The sequence below is a fragment of the Brevibacterium sp. 2SA genome, assembly GCF_005502845.1.
In the GTDB taxonomy this organism is placed as follows: Bacteria; Actinomycetota; Actinomycetes; order Actinomycetales; family Brevibacteriaceae; genus Brevibacterium.
Window position 1 is genome coordinate 68,865 of record NZ_SCMW01000001.1, and the last position, 17,396, is coordinate 86,260.

Below are 17,396 nucleotides of genomic sequence, written 5' to 3' on the forward strand. Positions count from 1 at the left end.
CTGTCAGTCGAGTTCGGCGTCAGTCGAGTTCGGCGGCCGTCTGCGCGAGCTGATCGCGCCACGCCCGGCGGGCATCGAGGGCCGCCTGCGCATCGGCCACGGCCTTCTCATCGCCGCCGGCCTTCGCCTTCTCCAGCGCTGCCTCGAGTTCGGCGATCGACTCGTCGAGCTGGCTCAGCGCCCCCGAAGTCCGCGCCTTCGTCTCCGGGTTGCTGCGCTTCCACGCGGCGTCCTCGGCCTCGGCCAGAGCCCGCTCGACCTCGCGCAGACCGTTCTCCATGCGGGAGACATCGGCGCGGGGAACCTTCCCGGCCTCCTCCCACTCGTCCTGGATGACCCGCAGCTCACGCTTCGCGGCCGTCGGATCGGTGATCGGCAGCAGCGCCTGCGCCTTCTTCAGCAGCTCCTCCTTGACGACGAGGTTGCCCTTGAACTCCTCGTCGAGGGCGGCGTTCTCGGCATCGCGGGCGGCGAAGAAGACGTCCTGCGCGGCCCGGAAGCGCGCCCAGAGCGCGTCGTCGTCCTTGCGGGAGGCCCGCGGCGCGCGCTTCCACTGGCTCATGAGGTCCTTGTACTTCTGGGACACGGTGCGGAAATCGGTCGAGCCGGACAGGGCCTCCGCCTCGGCGACGATCTTCTCCTTGATCCGCTTGCCCTCGGAGTTGTGCTTGTCGAGTTCGGCGAAGAAGTCCTTGCGCTTGCGCTCGAACGTGTTCCGCGCCTGCGAGAACCGGCCCCACAGCTCCTGGTCGACCGAGCGCGGCAGGCGCGGCCCGCTGCGCTGCATGTCCTTCCACTGCGCGAAGAGCTCCCGCAGGCGGGCGCCGGAGACCTTCCACTGGATCTTGTCCGGGTCCTTGCCGGCGAGGCTCTCGGCCTCGACGACGAGCTCCTCGCGCTTCTGCGCGGCTTCGAGCTTGGCCGCCTCGGTGCGGGCCGCCTGCTTCGACTCCGTCGCCTTCGCATCGGAGATGAGGGTGTCGAGAGTGGCGCCGAGTCCCTTGAGGTCGCCGACGACGTTGGCCTCGGAAAGCGACTCCCGTAGCGTCGTCGCCGCGTGCGTCACCTCGCGGCCCGGTGCTCCGGCGGAGAGGCGGCTGCGCAGGTGAGCGGCGTGTTCGAGGAGTTCGACGTACTTCTTCGCGAAGTACTCGATGGCCTCCTCGCCGGTCGCATCCGGGTACTGGCCGACCTCGCGTTCGCCATCGGCGGTGATGACGAAGACGGTGCCCTGCTCGTCGGCGCGACCGTGCGTGACCGCGCGCGCCACCTCGGCGTCATGGTCAACCGTGCTGCCGGCCACCGGCTGCGCTGCCTGCGGACGCGGCACGGCTGAGGGACGGGGAGTCGGCTTCGGAGTCGGGGTCGACATGTTTCTCACCTATTCTTCATCGGTCGAACCGGCACTGGCGCCGATCACTCGATCTGCTGGGGTTATCCCAGCATAACCACCACGTCACCTCTCGTTAGACTTTGGCCATGGATGTCTTCACGACGCGCGCCGAATTCCTCGATGTCAACTGCTACGCCGTCCGGGCGGAGGGGGAGAGCGACTGCATCCTCATCGATGCCGGCTACGACGCCGGGCCCGAGCTCGCCGAGCTCGCCGCTGCCGAGGGACTCAACCCCGTCGCGATCTTCCTCACCCACGGACATCCCGACCACATCCTCGGGCTGCCCTCGCTGCTCGGCCGCTGGGACGTGCCCGTCCACCTCGGCGAACCCGACCATTACCGGGTCAGCGCACCGGGGGAGACGCTGGGCCCGCAGTTCGCGCAGATGATCGCTCCGCTGCTCGAAGGATGGCAGGCCCCCGCCGAGGTGGTCCCCCTCAATGCGGGCACCGTCGTCACCGTCGCCGGCCTCACCGTTACCGCGATTCCCGCCCCTGGCCACACCGAGGGCTCGACGCTGCTGTCCGTCAGCGCCGACGGGGAGGAGGTCATCTTCACCGGTGACGTCGTCTTCGCGGGCGCGATCGGCCGCATCGACCTGCCCGGCGGGGACGCCGCGGCGATGGCGGACACGCTGCGGGCGTTTGCGACCCTGCCCGACGTTCCCATCTATCCTGGACACGGTCCGGCCTCCCGGGTCAGTCACGAGCTGCGGACGAACCCGTTCCTCTGACCCGCGCGGCAATCGCACACCGCGGCGTCGACCCCGCACCTCAGCGGCCTCAGCGCACCACTCACAGCACACCCCGCACCACCCACAGCAAGGAGAACCATGGCGAAGTCAGCCCGTCTGTCCGGATTCCCGGAACGGCTCCCGGCCGAGCGCGTGATCGAGAAGCGCATCATCGACATCCTCGACCACACCTTCGCCCTCCACGGCTTCTCCGCCCTCCACCACCGCGCCGTCGAACCCCTGAGCCAGCTCGCGAAGGACGGGGAGATCGACAAGGAGATCTTCGCGGTCTCCCGTCTCCACTCCGAGGGCACCGAGCGCAACCCGCTCGGCCTCCACTTCGACCTCACGGTGCCCCTGGCCCGCTTCGTCACGGAGAACGCGAACGCGCTGAGCTTCCCGTTCCGCGCCACCCGCATCCAGCCCGTGTGGCGCGGGGAGCGTCCGCAGCAGGGCCGCTACCGCGAGTTCATCCAGGCCGACATCGACATCATCGCCGACGGCGAGCTGCCCGGACACTTCGAGGTCGAGATCCCGCTCGCCATCGCCGATGCCTTCGCCCGTCTCGCCCCGCTCGGCGTCCCGCCGATCCGCATCGTCGTCAACGACCGTCGCCTCCTCGAGGGCTTCGCCCGGGGGATCGGGCTGACCGACATCCCCGCCGTGCTGCGCAGCCTCGACAAGTACGACAAGATCGGGCCCGAGGAGGTCGCGAAGCTGCTCGCCGCCGACGCCGGTGCCGATGAGCGCCAGCAGCAGCTGTGCCTGGCGCTGGCCGCGATCGAATCCGATTCGCCCGACTTCGCCGACGAGATCCGCGCCCTCGGCGTGAGCCACCCGCTCCTCGACGAAGGGCTCGAAGCACTGACGACGATGCTCGCCGCGGCGGCCGAGCGCGCCCCCGGCGTCCTCGTCGCGCAGCTGAAGATCGCGCGCGGACTCGACTACTACACGGGTGCCGTCTACGAGACGCAGCTCGTCGGCCACGAGGAGCTCGGCTCCGTCGCCTCGGGCGGACGCTACGACTCACTCGCGACGGTGGGAAAGAAGACCTACCCGGGGGTGGGCATGTCGATCGGCATCTCCCGGCTCATGGCCTTCGTCCTCGGTGAGGACAGCGGCATCTCCGCGACTCGGGGCACCCCTTCGGCCGTCGTCATCGCCGTCACCGACGAGGCGCGCCGCGGTGAGGCCGACGCCGTCGCGGCGGCTCTGCGCGCCCGCGACATCGCCTGCGAGGTCTCCCCGAGTGCGGCGAAGTTCGGCCGTCAGATCCGCTATGCCGAACGCCGGGACATCCCCTTCGTGTGGTTCACCGACGGCGAGGCCGGCCACGAGGTCAAGGACATCCGCTCCGGTGAGCAGACCCCGGCCGACCCGCAGACGTGGGAGCCGCCGGCCGAGGATCTCCGACCCCGCGTGACCGGGGCGTAGGGCGTGCGCACCGGACCGTTCGCGGAGGCGCGCGCCGGACAGTGAGCGCGCCTAGGCGGGATCCGGGGCGAGCGACCCGTCGGGGGCGATGTGCTCGAACATCTCCCGGACCATCGACACGACGTGCGGGTCGTCGACGGTGTAGAAGATCCGCCGACCCTCACGGCGGGAGGAGATGAGCCCGGCCAACCGGAGCTTGGCGAGATGCTGGCTGACGGCGGGCACGGTCGCCCCGATCGCCTCGGCGAGGGAGGAGACGTCGAGCTCCTGGTGCACGAGCGTCCACACGACCCGCAGCCGGGTCGCCTGCGAGAGCATGCGGAACGTCTCGGCAGCGACCTCGACCTGCGCCGAGGTGGGCGTCGGGTCGGTCTCCGTGGCGTCCATGGGTCCTCTCTGTCCGCGCTGTACGCGTGCGGGGGTAGGGTGTTCGAGCGACTATCATTGGTCACGCACTCCCCGCATCACCATCGTAAAGGAGCCCATCAGTGCTGCGAAGCCACGAAACCGGAAGCCTGCGTGCCGCCAACGCAGGAGAGACCGTCACCCTCGCCGGGTGGGTCGATCGCCGTCGCGATCATGGAGGTGTCGCCTTCATCGATCTGCGGGATGCTTCGGGAATCGTCCAGGTCGTCGTCCGCGAGGACGACGCGCACGCGCTGCGCAACGAGACCGTCGTCAAGGTCACCGGCACCGTGGCCCTGCGCCCCGAGGGCAACCAGAACCCCAACCTGCCCACCGGTGAGATCGAGATCGTCGACACGAGTGTCGAGATCCTCGCCGAGGCGGCCCCGCTGCCGTTCCAGGTCTCCGACCACGCCGAGGATGCCGGCACCGTCGGTGAGGAGACCCGCCTGAAGTACCGCTACCTCGACCTGCGCCGGTCGGGTCCGGCGCATGCGATGCGGCTGCGCTCGGCGGTCAACAAGGCCGCCCGCGGAGTCCTCGACGAGCACGGCTTCGTCGAGATCGAGACTCCGACGCTGACGAAGTCGACGCCCGAGGGCGCCCGTGACTTCCTCGTCCCGGCCCGCCTTCAGCCCGGTTCGTGGTACGCCCTGCCGCAGTCGCCGCAGCTGTTCAAGCAGCTCCTCCAGGTCGCCGGCATGGAGCGCTACTACCAGATCGCCCGCTGCTACCGTGACGAGGACTTCCGCGCCGACCGGCAGCCGGAGTTCACGCAGCTCGACATCGAGGCCTCGTTCGTCGAGCAGGCCGATGTCATCGCCCTGGCCGAGGAGATCCTCGTCGCCCTGTGGAAGCTCATCGGCTATGACATCGAGACGCCGATCCCGCACATCACGTACCACGAGGCGATGGAGCGCTTCGGGTCGGACAAGCCCGACCTGCGCTTCGGCCTCGAACTGACGAACCTCACCGAGTTCTTCTCCGAGACCCCGTTCCGCGTCTTCCAGTCCGCCTACGTCGGCTCCGTCGTCTACCCCGGCGGCGGCTCGCTGCCGCGACGTCAGCTCGACGCGTGGCAGGACTGGGCCAAACAGCGCGGCGCGAAGGGCCTCGCCTACGTCCTCGTCGCCGAGGACGGCACGCTGACCGGTCCCGTCGCGAAGAACATCTCCGATGAGGAGAAGGCCGGACTCGTCGAGGCCGCCGGAGCGAACCCCGGCGATGCGATCTTCTTCGCCGCCGGCGATGCCGGCAGCTCGCGGGCCCTCCTCGGCGCCGCGCGCCGCGAGATCGCCGAGCGCACCGGTCTGATCAAGGACGGCGACTGGGCGTTCGTCTGGGTCGTCGACGCACCGCTCTTCGAATCCGCCGCCGACGCCCAGGCCGCCGGTGACGTCGCCGTCGGCGAAGGCCAGTGGACGGCCGTCCACCACGCCTTCACCGCCCCGAAGCCGGAGTTCCTCGACTCCCTCGAATCCGATCCGGGGGCGGCGCTGGCCTACGCCTACGACATCGTCTGCAACGGCAACGAGATCGGCGGCGGTTCGATCCGCATCCACCAGCGCGCCGTCCAGGAGCGCGTCTTCGAGATCATGGGCATCTCCGAGAAGGAGGCGCAGGAGAAGTTCGGCTTCCTCCTCGAGGCCTTCAAGTTCGGGGCGCCCCCGCACGGCGGCATCGCCTTCGGCTGGGACCGCATCGTGTCCCTGCTCGCCGGGGTCGAGTCGATCCGCGAGGTCATTGCGTTCCCGAAGTCCGGCGGCGGCTACGATCCGCTCACGCAGGCTCCGGCCCCCATCACCGAGGCGCAGCGCGCCGAGGCGGGCGTCGACTTCGACCCGGACGCTGACGCCGACGCGTGATGCAGTGATCGCGTGATGCAGTGACCCAGGCAGCCCGATGATCGAGGGTTCGCGGTGACCGACGGGCCCGACCTCTTCTCCGACCCGGACCGGGACGATCCCGGTCCGGGCACCGGTGCGTTCGAGCCCGGTCAGGGGCGGGCGCTCGATCCGCTCGCGGTGCGGATGCGTCCGCGCACCATCGCCGAGGTCGTTGGCCAGGACCATCTGACGTTCCCCGGGTCCCCGCTCAACCAGCTCGTCGAAGCGAGCGGGGGAGACCGGGCCGGGGCCTCCTCGGTGATCCTCTGGGGTCCTCCCGGAGTCGGCAAGACGACGCTCGCGCATGTCATCTCGCATGCCCCTGGCCGTCGGTTCGTCGAGCTCTCGGCGATCACGGCCGGAGTCAAGGACGTCCGGCAGGTCATCGAGAACGCCCGCCGCGAACGCGAGATGTACGGACGCACGACCGTGCTCTTCCTCGACGAGATCCACCGGTTCTCCAAGGCGCAGCAGGACGCGCTGCTGCCGGCGGTGGAGAACCGGCTCGTCGTCCTCGTCGCGGCGACGACGGAGAACCCGTCGTTCTCGATCATCTCGCCGCTGCTCTCCCGGTCGCTCATGCTCACGCTGCGCCCGCTCGACGACGCGGCGATCGCGCAGCTCCTCGAGCGCGCGATCGCCAGCGAGCGGGGACTGGCCGGACAGTTCGCCCTCGACCCCGAGGCGAAGGACTTCATCGTCCGCATCTCCGGGGCTGATGCCAGGCGCTCGCTCACCCTTCTCGAGGCCGCGGCCGGGATCGCCGCGGCCCAGGCCGCCGAGCAGGGCGGTGCTGACGTGGAGCAGGCGGGCGATGAGAAGGCGGGCGAAAGCGAGCCCGGCGAGAGTGACACGGCCGACGAGAGTAACGCGGCACGCGCTGGCGACGCGGGCGACGAGTCCGGGGAAGCTGCGTCCGGGGAGGGCGCGTCCGAGGCCGCCGCATCTGCGGAGAGCGCGGCCGACGATGCGAGTCCGATCCTCATCACCGAGGAGGCCGTGGCCGAAGCGAGCAGCGAGACCGTGCTCCGCTACGACCGGGACGGCGACCAGCACTACGACGTCATCTCCGCGTTCATCAAGTCGATCCGCGGCTCCGACGTCGACGCCGCCCTCCACTACCTCGCGCGGATGATCGTCGCTGGTGAGGATCCGCGATTCATCGCCCGCCGCGTCGTCATCTCCGCGGCCGAGGACATCGGGATGGCCGATCCGCAGGCGCTGCCGATCGCCGTGGCCGCCTCGACGGCGGTGCAGAACATCGGGATGCCCGAAGGTCGGATCCCTCTCGCCGAGGCGGTCACCTACCTGGCGATGGCCCCGAAGTCGAATGCGAGCTACAAGGCGCTTGACGCGGCGATCGCCGATGTCCGAGCCGGGAAGTCCGGTGAGGTCCCCAACCATCTGCGCGACGCGCACTATCCGGGAGCGAAGGCACTCGGTCACGGCAAGGACTACATGTACGCCCACAACTACCCCCACGGCGTCGCGCCGCAGGAGCACCTGCCTGAGACGCTCAAGGGCACGGAGTACTACACGCCCTCGGGCAACGGCCTCGAGCGCACCATCGAGGAGCGGCTGGCCACGATCCGCACGATCCTCCGCGGGAACTGACCCTCCGCGTGATCCGCGTCGCAGCGCCTCCGTCCGCGTTGCGGGAGGGGTGCGAACTCGGCTAAGATGGTCAGCTGTTGTGCCTCATATGTAAAGGCGGTCGGTGCGAGCGGTTCTCGACGCTCAATCCCTCTTTCCCACCCGGGGAAACAACGGTTCCGATCAGGGCGAGGACTTCGATGCCTGCCGGGACGACCCGCACCCACGAAAGGTAACCCAGTGCCAGCACCAGCACGTAACCGCCGGATGGCCCGCCTCTCGCGCGCCCTCGGCCTGCCGCTGACCCCGAAGGCTGAGAAGTACTTCGAGCGCCGCCCCTACCCTCCGGGCGAGCACGGCCGCGCCCGTCGCCGCAACGACAGCGACTACTCGGTCCGCCTCAAGGAGAAGCAGCGTCTGCGCGCCCAGTACGGCATCCGCGAGGCCCAGATGCTCAAGACCTACAAGGAGGCCAAGCGCCTCGAAGGTCTGACCGGTGAGAACCTCGTCGAGCTCCTCGAGATGCGTCTCGACGCCCTCGTCCTCCGTGCCGGCTTCGCCCGCACGATCGCTCAGGCTCGCCAGTTCGTCGTCCACCGTCACATCACGGTCGACGGCCAGCGCGTGGATCGCCCGTCGTTCCGCGTCAAGGAAGGCCAGACCATCCAGGTCCACCCGAAGAGCGCCGACATGGATCCGTTCCAGGTCGCCGCGGCAGGCGGACACAAGGACGTTCTTCCGGCAGTCCCGGGCTACCTCGACGTCAACCTTGAGGGCCTGCAGGCCACCCTCCTGCGCCGCCCCAAGCGCGAAGAGGTCCCCATCACCGCTGACGTGCAGCTCGTCGTCGAGTTCTACTCGCGCTGAGCCACCTCGCCCGACTGCCCGGAACGCCCGCGTTCCGGGCAGTCGTGCATTCATCTGCGGGTTCGACGACTCGCAGGCCATCACCATCTCGACTGGTGAGCAATTAAACTAGTGTGGAACGGGTGCGCACCGCACCCCTTGCAGACGCAACACCTGAAAGGCCATGGATGAAGACGGCAGAGATCAAGAAGCGCTGGCTCGACTACTTCGAGGCGAACGGACATGTGGTCGTGCCCTCGGCGTCGGTCATCAGCTCCGATCCCTCGATCCTCTTCAACATCGCCGGCATGGTGCAGTTCATCCCGTACCTCACCGGCCGTGAGCCCGCGCCCTTCCTCCGCGCCACGAGCGTGCAGAAGTGCGTGCGCACCGCCGACATCGAAGAGGTCGGAAAGACGACCCGCCACGGCACGTTCTTCCAGATGAACGGCAACTTCTCCTTCGGCGACTACTTCAAGCGCGAAGCCATCCGCTACGCCTGGGGCCTGCTCACCGAGCCCACCGAGGACGGCGGACTCGGCTTCGACCCCGACCTGCTCTGGGCCACCGTCCACGAGGACGACCTCGAGACGATCGACCTCTGGCTCGAGGAGACCTCGATCCCGCGCGAGCGCATCCAGCTGCGCGGCAACGAGGACAACTTCTGGCACACCGGACAGCCCGGACCCGGCGGCTACTGCTCGGAGATCTACTTCGACCGCGGTGCCGCCTACGGTGCCGAAGGCGGACCCGAAGCCGACGAGGACCGCTACATCGAGATCTGGAACCTCGTGTTCATGGAGTTCGAGCTCTCCGAGGTCCGCTCGAAGGTCGACTTCGACATCGCCGGCGAACTGCCCGCGAAGAACATCGACACCGGCATGGGGCTCGAACGCGTCGCGTTCCTCCTCCAGGACGTCGAGAACATGTACGAGATCGACGAGGTCTTCCCCGTCATCGCCGAGGCGAGCCGGCTGTCCGGCCACGAGTACGGCGCCGACCACCACTCCGACGTGCAGATGCGCGTCGTCGCCGACCACGTCCGCTCCGCCCTGATGATCATCGGCGACGGCGTGCGCCCCGGCAACGAGGGCCGCGGCTACATCCTCCGCCGCCTCATCCGCCGGGCCGTGCGGGCCATGCGACTGCTCGGCGTCACCACCGAGGTCATGCCCTCCCTCCTGCCCGTGTCGATGAACGCGATGAAGCACTCCTATCCGGAGCTCGAGACCGACTTCGACCGGATCTCGCGCATCGCCTACGCCGAGGAGAAGGCGTTCCTGCGCACCCTCGAATCGGGCACCCAGCTCTTCGAGACCGCGTACGAGAAGCTCGACGGCTCCGACAAGACGATCAGCGGAGACGTCGCCTTCACCCTCCACGACACCCACGGCTTCCCGATCGACCTCACCCTCGAAATGGCCGCCGAACACGGTGTCAGCGTCGACGAGGAGGGCTTCCGCTCCCTCATGGCCGAACAGCGCACCCGTGCGAAGGCCGACGCGAAGGCGAAGAAGGGCGGCGGCCACACCGACCTCACCGCCTACTCCGCGCTGCTCGACGAGGGGCAGAGCGAATTCGTCGGCTACGACGCGCTCGAAGCCGACTCCCGGATCCGCGGCATCGTCGTCGACGGTCAGGCCCAGGACGTGCTCACCACCGGACAGACCGGCGACCTCGTCCTCGACCTCACTCCGTTCTATGCCGAATCCGGCGGCCAGCGCGCCGACGTCGGCCTCATCAAGGGCGACGGCTTCACCGCCCGCGTCCTCGACGTCCAGAACCCGCTCAAGGGACTCGCCGCCCACCGCATCGAGGTCATCGACGGGGAGATCCCCGTCGGCGCCGACGTCCTCGCCGAGGTGGACCACGAGCACCGCTTCCAGGGCTCCCAGGCCCATACGGCCACCCACCTCGTCCACGCCGCGCTGCGGGAGATCCTCGGCACCCACGCCGTCCAGGCCGGGTCGATGAACCAGCCCGGTTACATGCGCTTCGACTACTCCTTCCCGGAGGCCCCGAGCGCGCAGATGCGCGACGAGATCGAAGACGTCGCGAACCTCGCCGTGCGCTCGAACTACGACGTCGGCACCGAGTACCTCCCGTTCGAGGAGGCCAAGCGCTCCGGGGCGATGGCCCTCTTCGGCGAGAAGTACCCGAACATCGTCCGCGTCGTCGACATCGGCGGACCGTTCTCCCGTGAGCTGTGCGGCGGCACGCACGTGGCCGCCTCGGCGGAGGTCGGACCGATCTCCGTGCTCTCCGAGGCCTCCGTCGGCTCCGGGGTGCGCCGCATCGAAGCCGCCGTCGGCATGGACGCCTTCCGCTCCCTGGCCGCCGAGCGCACGATCGTGTCCTCCCTGTCCGAGATGCTCAAGGTCCCCGGCACCGACGTCAAGGACCGGGTCTCCGAGCTCATGGTCAGGCTCCGGGACGCGGAGAAGGAGATCGCCCGCCTCCACTCGCAGCAGCTGCTCGCCCAGGCCGGCCGCTTCCTCGAGGGCGCCGAAACGGTCGGGCAGACCCTCTTCGTCGTCGCCGACCTCGGTGAGGTCGCCAACGGCGGGGACGTCCGCACGATCGTCACCGACCTGCGCGCCCGCGTCTCCGACCGCTCCGCCGTCGTCCTCGGCATCGGCGTCTCCGGCGGCAAGCCCGTCGTCGTCATCGCCACCACCGAGGCGGCACGCCAGGCCGGCAACCAGGCCGGCAAGCTCGTGTCGCTGGCGAGCTCGACGCTCGGCGGCGGAGGCGGCGGCAAGCCCGACCTCGCGCAGGGCGGCGGCAGCGACCCCGCACAGATCCCCGCGGCGATCAGCGCGGTCAAGGCGGAGCTCACGTGACACTCCGGAGGGGGCGCCGACTGGGTCTCGACATCGGCTCGGTGCGCATCGGGGTCGCCGCCTGCGACCCCGAGGGCATCCTCGCGACTCCGCTGACCGTGGTCCGCCGCACCGACGAACCGGCGGCGCTGCGCCAGCTGCGGGAGATCATCGCCGAATACGAGCCCATCGAACTCCTCGTCGGGGATCCCAAGTCCCTCGACGGCACCGCGCGGGCGGCCGCCGACGCCGCCCTCGACTTCGCGGTGAAGATCGACGCCGGGGTGCCCATCCGCCTCGTCGACGAACGCTTCAGCACCGTCGAAGCCCACAGCGCCCTGGCCGCAGCGGGAAAGAACTCCCGCCAGCGCCGGGAGATCGTCGACGCCCAGGCGGCGGTCATCATTCTGCAGAATGCGCTCGAATCCGAACGCAACACGGGCATGCCCGCAGGCCGCGAGCTGCCCCACACAGGAGAGTGAGCAATGATTCCGTTCCCCGGTGAGTTCTCGGACGACGAAGGACTGTCCCGGTCCGAGATCAAAGCGAAGAAGCGGCGGCGGATGATGCGCAAGCGGCGCACGACGGTCATCGTCGTCGTCTGCGTCCTCGTCTTCGGCCTCGGCGGCTTCTTCGGGTTGCGCGCAGCCGGGGGCGTCGTCGACGACCTCTTCGGCGGCGGCTCCGACTACGAGGGCAACGGCACGACCGAGGTCTCCCTCGAGATCCCACCGGGCGCCTCGGCGCGGTCGGTGGCCAACCAGCTCGTCGAAGAGGGCGTCATCAAGGACTCCAAGCCCTTCCTCAAAGAGGTCGAACGCCGCAACCTCACGATCCAGGCCGGCCCCGTCGTCATGCGCGAGCAGATGAGTTCGGCGGCCGCCGTCGACGCGTTCATCAATCCGATCAAACCGCCGACGATGACGATCGCCGAGGGCCGGAAGATCGAGCAGATCAAGGCGACGATGATCGAATCGGGCATGAAGGCCGAAGAGGTCGACAAGGCCATCGACGACAAGAAGCCCGCAGACTACGACCTCGACGTCGAGGCCCCGAGCCTCGAAGGCTACCTCTACCCGGCCACCTACGAGGTGGGGGCGGGCAAGACCGCGGAGATGATCGTCCAGGAGATGGTCGACAAGACCAAGCTCGAACTCGACACCGCCGGCATCGACAACGCCGACGCCAACCGCGTCCTCACTCTCGCCAGCCTCGTCGAGATCGAATCGCCGGGTGACGAGGAGACGCGGAAGAAGGTCGCCCGCGTCTTCCTCAATCGGATCTCCGATCAGTCGCAGACCGGTCAGCTCCTCCAGTCCGATGCGACCGTCGCCTACATCTTCGGTGCCCGCGCCGACCTCACGACGACGGCCGAGGAGCGCAGCTCCGACAGTCCCTACAACACGTACAAGGCCAAGGGCCTGCCCCCGGGACCGATCAACTCCCCGAGCGCCGGAGCCGTCGACGCGGCCCTCAACCCGGCCGACGGTTCCTGGCAGTTCTTCGTCGCCGTCAACCCCGACACCGGCGAGACGAAGTTCGCCGACACGTATGCCGACCACCAGAAGAACGTCGAGGAGTACCGCGCATGGCTGCGGGAGAACGGGGGATAGCGGCGGGCGCGCCCATCCGCGCCGCCGTCCTCGGACGCCCGATCGCGCACTCGCAGTCACCGGCACTCCACGCCGCGGCGTTCGCCGCGCTCGGTCTCACCGACAGCAGCTACGAGCGCGCCGAGATCGGCGCCGACGACCTCACCGCCTTCCTCGACGCCCACCCCGACCACACCGGGTTCTCCCTGACGATGCCGCTCAAGGAGCGCCTCGTCGAACTCGCTCGGGAGCGCGACTGGGTCCTCGACGACACCGCGGAGGAGACCGGGGTCGCGAACACCCTCGTCCGTGCCGAGGCCGCGACGACGGTGGCGAACACCGACGTCGACGGCATCGTCCGCGCGCTCACCCCCGTCCTCGCCGACACCGAGGCGGTCGGGAGCGGGCGGGCGGCCGGATCCGGGCGGGCGACGATCCTCGGGGCCGGGGCCACCGCCCGGTCGGCCCTGCTCGCGTGCCACCGCCTCGGCGTCACCGAGGTCGACATCCTCGTCCGCAGCCCCGCCCGGGCCGCCGCCGTCCTCGAGCTGGCCGACCGGCTGGGGATGCGCGCGGGCACCGGACCGCTGACGACGATCGCGCCCTCGGCGATCGTCGTCTCGACCCTTCCCGCCGAGGCGGCCCCCGCGCTGACCTGGCCCGCCGGTCCGGGGGTCGCCCTCGACGTCGCCTACGCCGCTGACTCGACGCTGCTGCGCGACGCCGCCGCCCACGGCTTCACACCGGTCCCGGGCATCGCGATGCTCGTCGAGCAGGCCGTCGCCCAGTTCGCCCTCTTCTTCGCCGCGGCCGCCGGCACTCCGCTCACCGCGGCGCAGCTGATGACGGTGGCCCAGGCGATGCACGGCGCGGCCGCGAGGGCCTGACCGGGATCGCACATGGGGACGCACCTGCTCTTCATCGCCCTCACCGCGGTCATCGCCGGCGGCCTCGCCGCCCTCCTCGTCGCCACTCCCGCCCGCTGGCTCGCCGACGACGCCGATTTCGCCGCGCTCACCGGCTCCCGCGCCTTCCGGCCGAGCCTCCTCATCACCGCGGCCGTTCTCCTCGCCGCGGTCGCCGCTGCGCTCTTTCCCATCGACCAGGCGATTCCCCACCCACCGGAATGGACCGCCCACGCACCGGGCAGCGGCACGACGCTCACCCCACCCCACCCCACGTGGATCGACTTCGCGCTGACGAGCCTCAGCCTCGGCGCCGGGGCGGCCGTCACACCCGTCCTGTTCGTCACCGACCTGCAGATCCGCCGCCTGCCCGACCGGATCGTCTACCCGCTCATCGTCGGCCTCGGCGCCGCCTTCATCACCGGCATCCTCATCGGGAACTCGACGCTGTGGTGGTTCGCCCTCCTCGGTGCGGTCGTCGGCATCCTCCTCTTCGGCGCCATCCACCTCGTCGGACGTCTCGTGCGGAAGCCGACGATGGGACTCGGCGACGTCAAGCTCGCATTCGTCGTCGCCGGGGTGTCCGGGCTCTTCTCCCCGTGGGCCCCGCTCGTCGTCCTCCTGCTCAGCGTGCTCATCGCCGGCGCCTGGGCGCTCATCGCGGGCCTGCGCGCCCACGACCTGAGGGCGACGACGATCCCGTTCGGTCCCGCGATGCTGTCCGGTCTGTGGCTGGGGTCGGTGGGCGCACCGTTCGTTTTGTAGAATCGGTGGAATGTTGAGATGGCTGACTGCAGGCGAATCCCACGGCGAAGCGCTGATCGGGATCATTGAGGGGCTGCCCGCCCACATCCCCATCACCAGGGACGACATCCGCGTCAATCTCGCCAGGCGCAGGCTCGGCTACGGTCGGGGCGCGCGCATGAAGTTCGAGGCCGACGAGGTCCGGATCCTCGGCGGCGTCCGCCATGCCAAGACCCTCGGTTCGCCGGTGGCGATCGAGGTCGGCAACACCGAATGGCCCAAATGGGAGACGGTGATGAGCGCCGACGCCATCGACGAGTCCGACCTCGACGGCCAGGCCCGCAACGCCCCGCTCACCCGTCCGCGGCCCGGCCACGCCGACATCGTCGGCATGCAGAAGTACGGCTTCGACGAAGCCCGCCCCGTCCTCGAACGCGCCTCGGCCCGGGAGACGGCGATGCGCGTGGCCCTCGGCACCGTGGCCGCGAAGTTCCTCGGCGAACTCGGCATCACCCTCGTCTCCCACACGGTGGCGATCGGCGGTGTCGAGAACGCCCCCGGTGCCGACGCCCCGCTGCCGCGCGCCAGTGACGTCGACACCCTCGACGGCGATCCCGTCCGCAGCTTCGATCCGGCACTCTCGACCCGGATGGTCGCGGAGATCGACGCGGCGAAGAAGGCCGGGGACACCCTCGGCGGAGTCGTCGAGGTCCTCGCCTACGACCTCCCGCCGGGCCTCGGATCCCACGTCCACTGGGACCGCCGCCTCGACTCCCGCCTCGCCGGCGCCCTCATGGGCGTCCAGGCGATCAAGGGCGTCGAAGTCGGCGACGGCTTCCTCACCGCCGCCCGACCCGGGTCGGCCGCCCACGACGAGATCCTCGTCGGCGCCTCCGGCTACCACCGGGCGAGCAACCGCGCCGGCGGCACCGAGGGCGGCATGTCGACGGGTGAGCCGCTGCGGGTGCGCGCGGCGATGAAGCCGATCGCCACTGTGCCCCGCGCCCTGTCGACCGTCGACGTCGTCACCGGGGAGCCGGCGAAGGCCAACCACCAGCGCTCGGATGTCTGCGCCGTGCCCGCCGCCGGCGTCGTCGCCGAGGCGATGGTCGCCCTCGTCCTCGCCGAGGCGGTCGTCGAGAAGTTCGGCGGCGACTCCGTGGCCGAGACGAAGCGGAACCTGGAGGGCTACCTCGCCGCCATCCCGGAGAACCTGCGCATCGGACGATGACCGAGCACCCGCTTCCGAAACCCGTTCCACCGCTCGAACCGGTGCCCGCCGCGCACTCGCGCATCGTGCTCACCGGGCCGCCGGCGGCGGGGAAGTCGACGATCGGCCGCCTCCTCGCCGACCGGCTGGGCCTGCCCCTGACGGACACCGACGCGAACATCGTCGACCGCCACGGCGTCATCGCCGACATCTTCGTCGAACGCGGTGAGGACCACTTCCGCCGTCTCGAACGCGAAGTCGTGCGCCGGGCGCTGCGCCGGCTCCTCGACCGCCCCGGGATCGTCTCCCTCGGCGGGGGAGCGATCCTCAACTCCGGGACCCGCGCGCAGCTGCTCCACCCCGCGATCAAGGTCGTCCACATCGACATCGACACCGAGACCGTGGCCCCGCGGCTCAACGCCCCGCACCGGCCGCTGCTGCGCGGGGCGGGCTCCCCGGTGGAGAACTGGCTCGCCCTCGTCGCCGAACGCGAACCCCTCTACCAGCAGGTGGCGACGTTCCGCGTCCACGCCTCGAACTCACCGCCCTCGACCGTCGTCAACCGCATCGTCGACGTCCTCACCGGCCTCCAGCGGGCCGAGGACTACGCGAAGTACCAGCAGACCAAGGAGACCCCATGACCGTGACCACCATCGATGTCGACGCCGGAGGCCGCTACCCGGTGCTCGTCGGTCAGGGACTGCTCGGGCAGCTGCCCGACCTCCTGGGCCCCCAGGTCGAGAAGGTCCTCGTCATCCACCCCCGCGCCCTGCGCACGACGGGTGAGGCGGTGCGCGACGACCTCGGCGCGACGGGACTCGACGCGATCGTCGCGGAGATCCCCGACGCCGAGGAGGCCAAGCACATTCAGGTCGCCGCCTTCTGCTGGCAGGTGCTCGGGCAGTCCGACTTCACCCGCACCGACGCGATCGTCACCGTCGGCGGGGGAGCGGTGAGCGACCTCGGCGGGTTCGTCGCCGCGACGTGGCTGCGCGGCATCCGCGTCATCCACATCCCCACGACCGTCCTCGGCATGGTCGACGCCGCGATCGGCGGGAAGACCGGGATCAACACGGCCGAGGGCAAGAACCTCGTCGGCTCCTTCCACGCCCCCGCCGGCGTCCTCGTCGACCTCGACACGCTGTCCACCCTGCCGGAGAACGAGCTCTTCACCGGGCTCGCCGAGGTCGTCAAGGCCGGCTTCATCGCCGACCCCGTCATCCTCGACCTCCTCCGCGACCACACGAAGGAGGAGATCGCCGACGTCGACGGGCCCGTGCTCCGCGAACTCATCGAACGGGCGATCGCCGTGAAGGCCGAGGTCGTCGCCGACGACTTCACGGAGGCCGGGCGCCGCGAGATCCTCAACTACGGCCACACGCTGGGGCACGCGATCGAGCACAAGGAGCGCTACCAGTGGCGCCACGGCGCGGCCGTGTCCGTCGGCATGGTCTTCGCCGCCGAGGTCGCGGCGATGGTGAAGAACCTCCCCGCCGAGGTCGTCGACCTCCACCGCGAGCTGCTCACCAAGCTCGGCCTGCCCACCGGGTACCGTGCCGACGTGTGGCCGCAGCTGCTCGACACGATGAAGCGGGACAAGAAGGCCCGCGGGTCGATGCTGCGCATGGTGCTGCTGACCGATATCGGCCAGCCCGCGACCGTCGAGATCCCCGACGTCTCCCTCCTCCACACCGCGTACCAGGAGATCGGCGAGGACTCCCCGCGCAGGCTGCTCGGGCCCGGCGCATAAGCGGCGGGCGCGCTCCCTGCGCGCGTATGACAGTGACAGTGCGGGCTTGATAGAATCGCTCATTGGCGAAACCGCCGCCCCC

15 protein-coding genes are annotated in these 17,396 nt (G+C 69.9%); 13 read left to right on the plus strand and 2 right to left on the minus strand.

What is annotated here, in order from left to right:
* Nucleotides 1-19: 19 nt before the first annotated feature.
* Entirely contained in the window at nucleotides 20-1,372 is a 1,353-nt protein-coding gene (locus FFS20_RS00305) for a DUF349 domain-containing protein (RefSeq protein ID WP_137823945.1), read from the minus strand.
* A 107-nt stretch (nucleotides 1,373-1,479) separates the two neighbouring features.
* Between FFS20_RS00305 and FFS20_RS00310 the strand changes: the two genes are divergently transcribed.
* Together FFS20_RS00310 and hisS are read left to right on the plus strand one after the other, a co-directional pair.
* Entirely contained in the window at nucleotides 1,480-2,127 is a 648-nt protein-coding gene (locus FFS20_RS00310; protein WP_137823946.1) for an MBL fold metallo-hydrolase, read from the plus strand.
* 99 nt (nucleotides 2,128-2,226) lie between these two features.
* Entirely contained in the window at nucleotides 2,227-3,561 is a 1,335-nt protein-coding gene (hisS, locus tag FFS20_RS00315; RefSeq protein ID WP_137823947.1) for a histidine--tRNA ligase, read from the plus strand.
* Between the two features lie 51 nt (nucleotides 3,562-3,612).
* Here hisS and FFS20_RS00320 read toward each other — a convergent pair whose 3' ends face one another.
* Nucleotides 3,613-3,948, minus strand: a complete 336-nt coding sequence (locus FFS20_RS00320; RefSeq protein WP_137823948.1) for a metalloregulator ArsR/SmtB family transcription factor — start codon at nucleotides 3,946-3,948, stop codon at nucleotides 3,613-3,615.
* A gap of 101 nt (nucleotides 3,949-4,049) precedes the next feature.
* Between FFS20_RS00320 and aspS the strand changes: the two genes are divergently transcribed.
* The 11 genes from aspS (at nucleotide 4,050) to aroB (ending at nucleotide 17,314) form a co-directional block, all read left to right on the plus strand.
* Nucleotides 4,050-5,831, plus strand: a complete 1,782-nt coding sequence (aspS, locus tag FFS20_RS00325) for an aspartate--tRNA ligase (protein WP_137823949.1) — start codon at nucleotides 4,050-4,052, stop codon at nucleotides 5,829-5,831.
* A gap of 165 nt (nucleotides 5,832-5,996) precedes the next feature.
* On the plus strand, nucleotides 5,997-7,466 hold the full coding sequence (locus FFS20_RS00330) for a replication-associated recombination protein A (protein WP_137824110.1): 1,470 nt from the start codon (nucleotides 5,997-5,999) through the stop codon (nucleotides 7,464-7,466).
* A gap of 246 nt (nucleotides 7,467-7,712) precedes the next feature.
* Nucleotides 7,713-8,312 (plus strand): 30S ribosomal protein S4, encoded by a 600-nt coding sequence (gene rpsD, locus FFS20_RS00335; RefSeq protein WP_137824111.1) that lies wholly within the window; start codon nucleotides 7,713-7,715, stop codon nucleotides 8,310-8,312.
* Nucleotides 8,313-8,479: 167 nt separating this feature from the next.
* Nucleotides 8,480-11,134 (plus strand): alanine--tRNA ligase, encoded by a 2,655-nt coding sequence (gene alaS / locus FFS20_RS00340; protein WP_137823950.1) that lies wholly within the window; start codon nucleotides 8,480-8,482, stop codon nucleotides 11,132-11,134.
* Complete coding sequence (ruvX, locus tag FFS20_RS00345; protein ID WP_137823951.1) at nucleotides 11,131-11,595, plus strand: Holliday junction resolvase RuvX; 465 nt, start codon at nucleotides 11,131-11,133, stop codon at nucleotides 11,593-11,595. Before alaS ends, ruvX begins: the two co-directional genes overlap by 4 nt.
* A gap of 3 nt (nucleotides 11,596-11,598) precedes the next feature.
* A complete protein-coding gene (mltG, locus tag FFS20_RS00350) occupies nucleotides 11,599-12,726 on the plus strand; it encodes an endolytic transglycosylase MltG (RefSeq protein ID WP_137823952.1) in 1,128 nt (375 codons plus the stop codon).
* On the plus strand, nucleotides 12,702-13,592 hold the full coding sequence (locus FFS20_RS18450; protein WP_137823953.1) for a shikimate dehydrogenase: 891 nt from the start codon (nucleotides 12,702-12,704) through the stop codon (nucleotides 13,590-13,592). Before mltG ends, FFS20_RS18450 begins: the two co-directional genes overlap by 25 nt.
* A 12-nt stretch (nucleotides 13,593-13,604) precedes the next feature.
* On the plus strand, nucleotides 13,605-14,375 hold the full coding sequence (locus tag FFS20_RS00360) for an A24 family peptidase (protein ID WP_137823954.1): 771 nt from the start codon (nucleotides 13,605-13,607) through the stop codon (nucleotides 14,373-14,375).
* Between the two features lie 10 nt (nucleotides 14,376-14,385).
* Entirely contained in the window at nucleotides 14,386-15,585 is a 1,200-nt protein-coding gene (gene aroC / locus FFS20_RS00365; RefSeq protein WP_137823955.1) for a chorismate synthase, read from the plus strand.
* Nucleotides 15,582-16,205, plus strand: coding sequence for a shikimate kinase (locus FFS20_RS00370; protein ID WP_137823956.1), 624 nt, complete (start codon nucleotides 15,582-15,584; stop codon nucleotides 16,203-16,205). The genes aroC and FFS20_RS00370 overlap by 4 nt, the downstream gene beginning before the upstream one ends.
* Nucleotides 16,202-17,314, plus strand: a complete 1,113-nt coding sequence (gene aroB, locus FFS20_RS00375) for a 3-dehydroquinate synthase (RefSeq protein WP_137823957.1) — start codon at nucleotides 16,202-16,204, stop codon at nucleotides 17,312-17,314. The genes FFS20_RS00370 and aroB overlap by 4 nt, the downstream gene beginning before the upstream one ends.
* The last annotated feature ends 82 nt before the right edge of the window (nucleotides 17,315-17,396 follow it).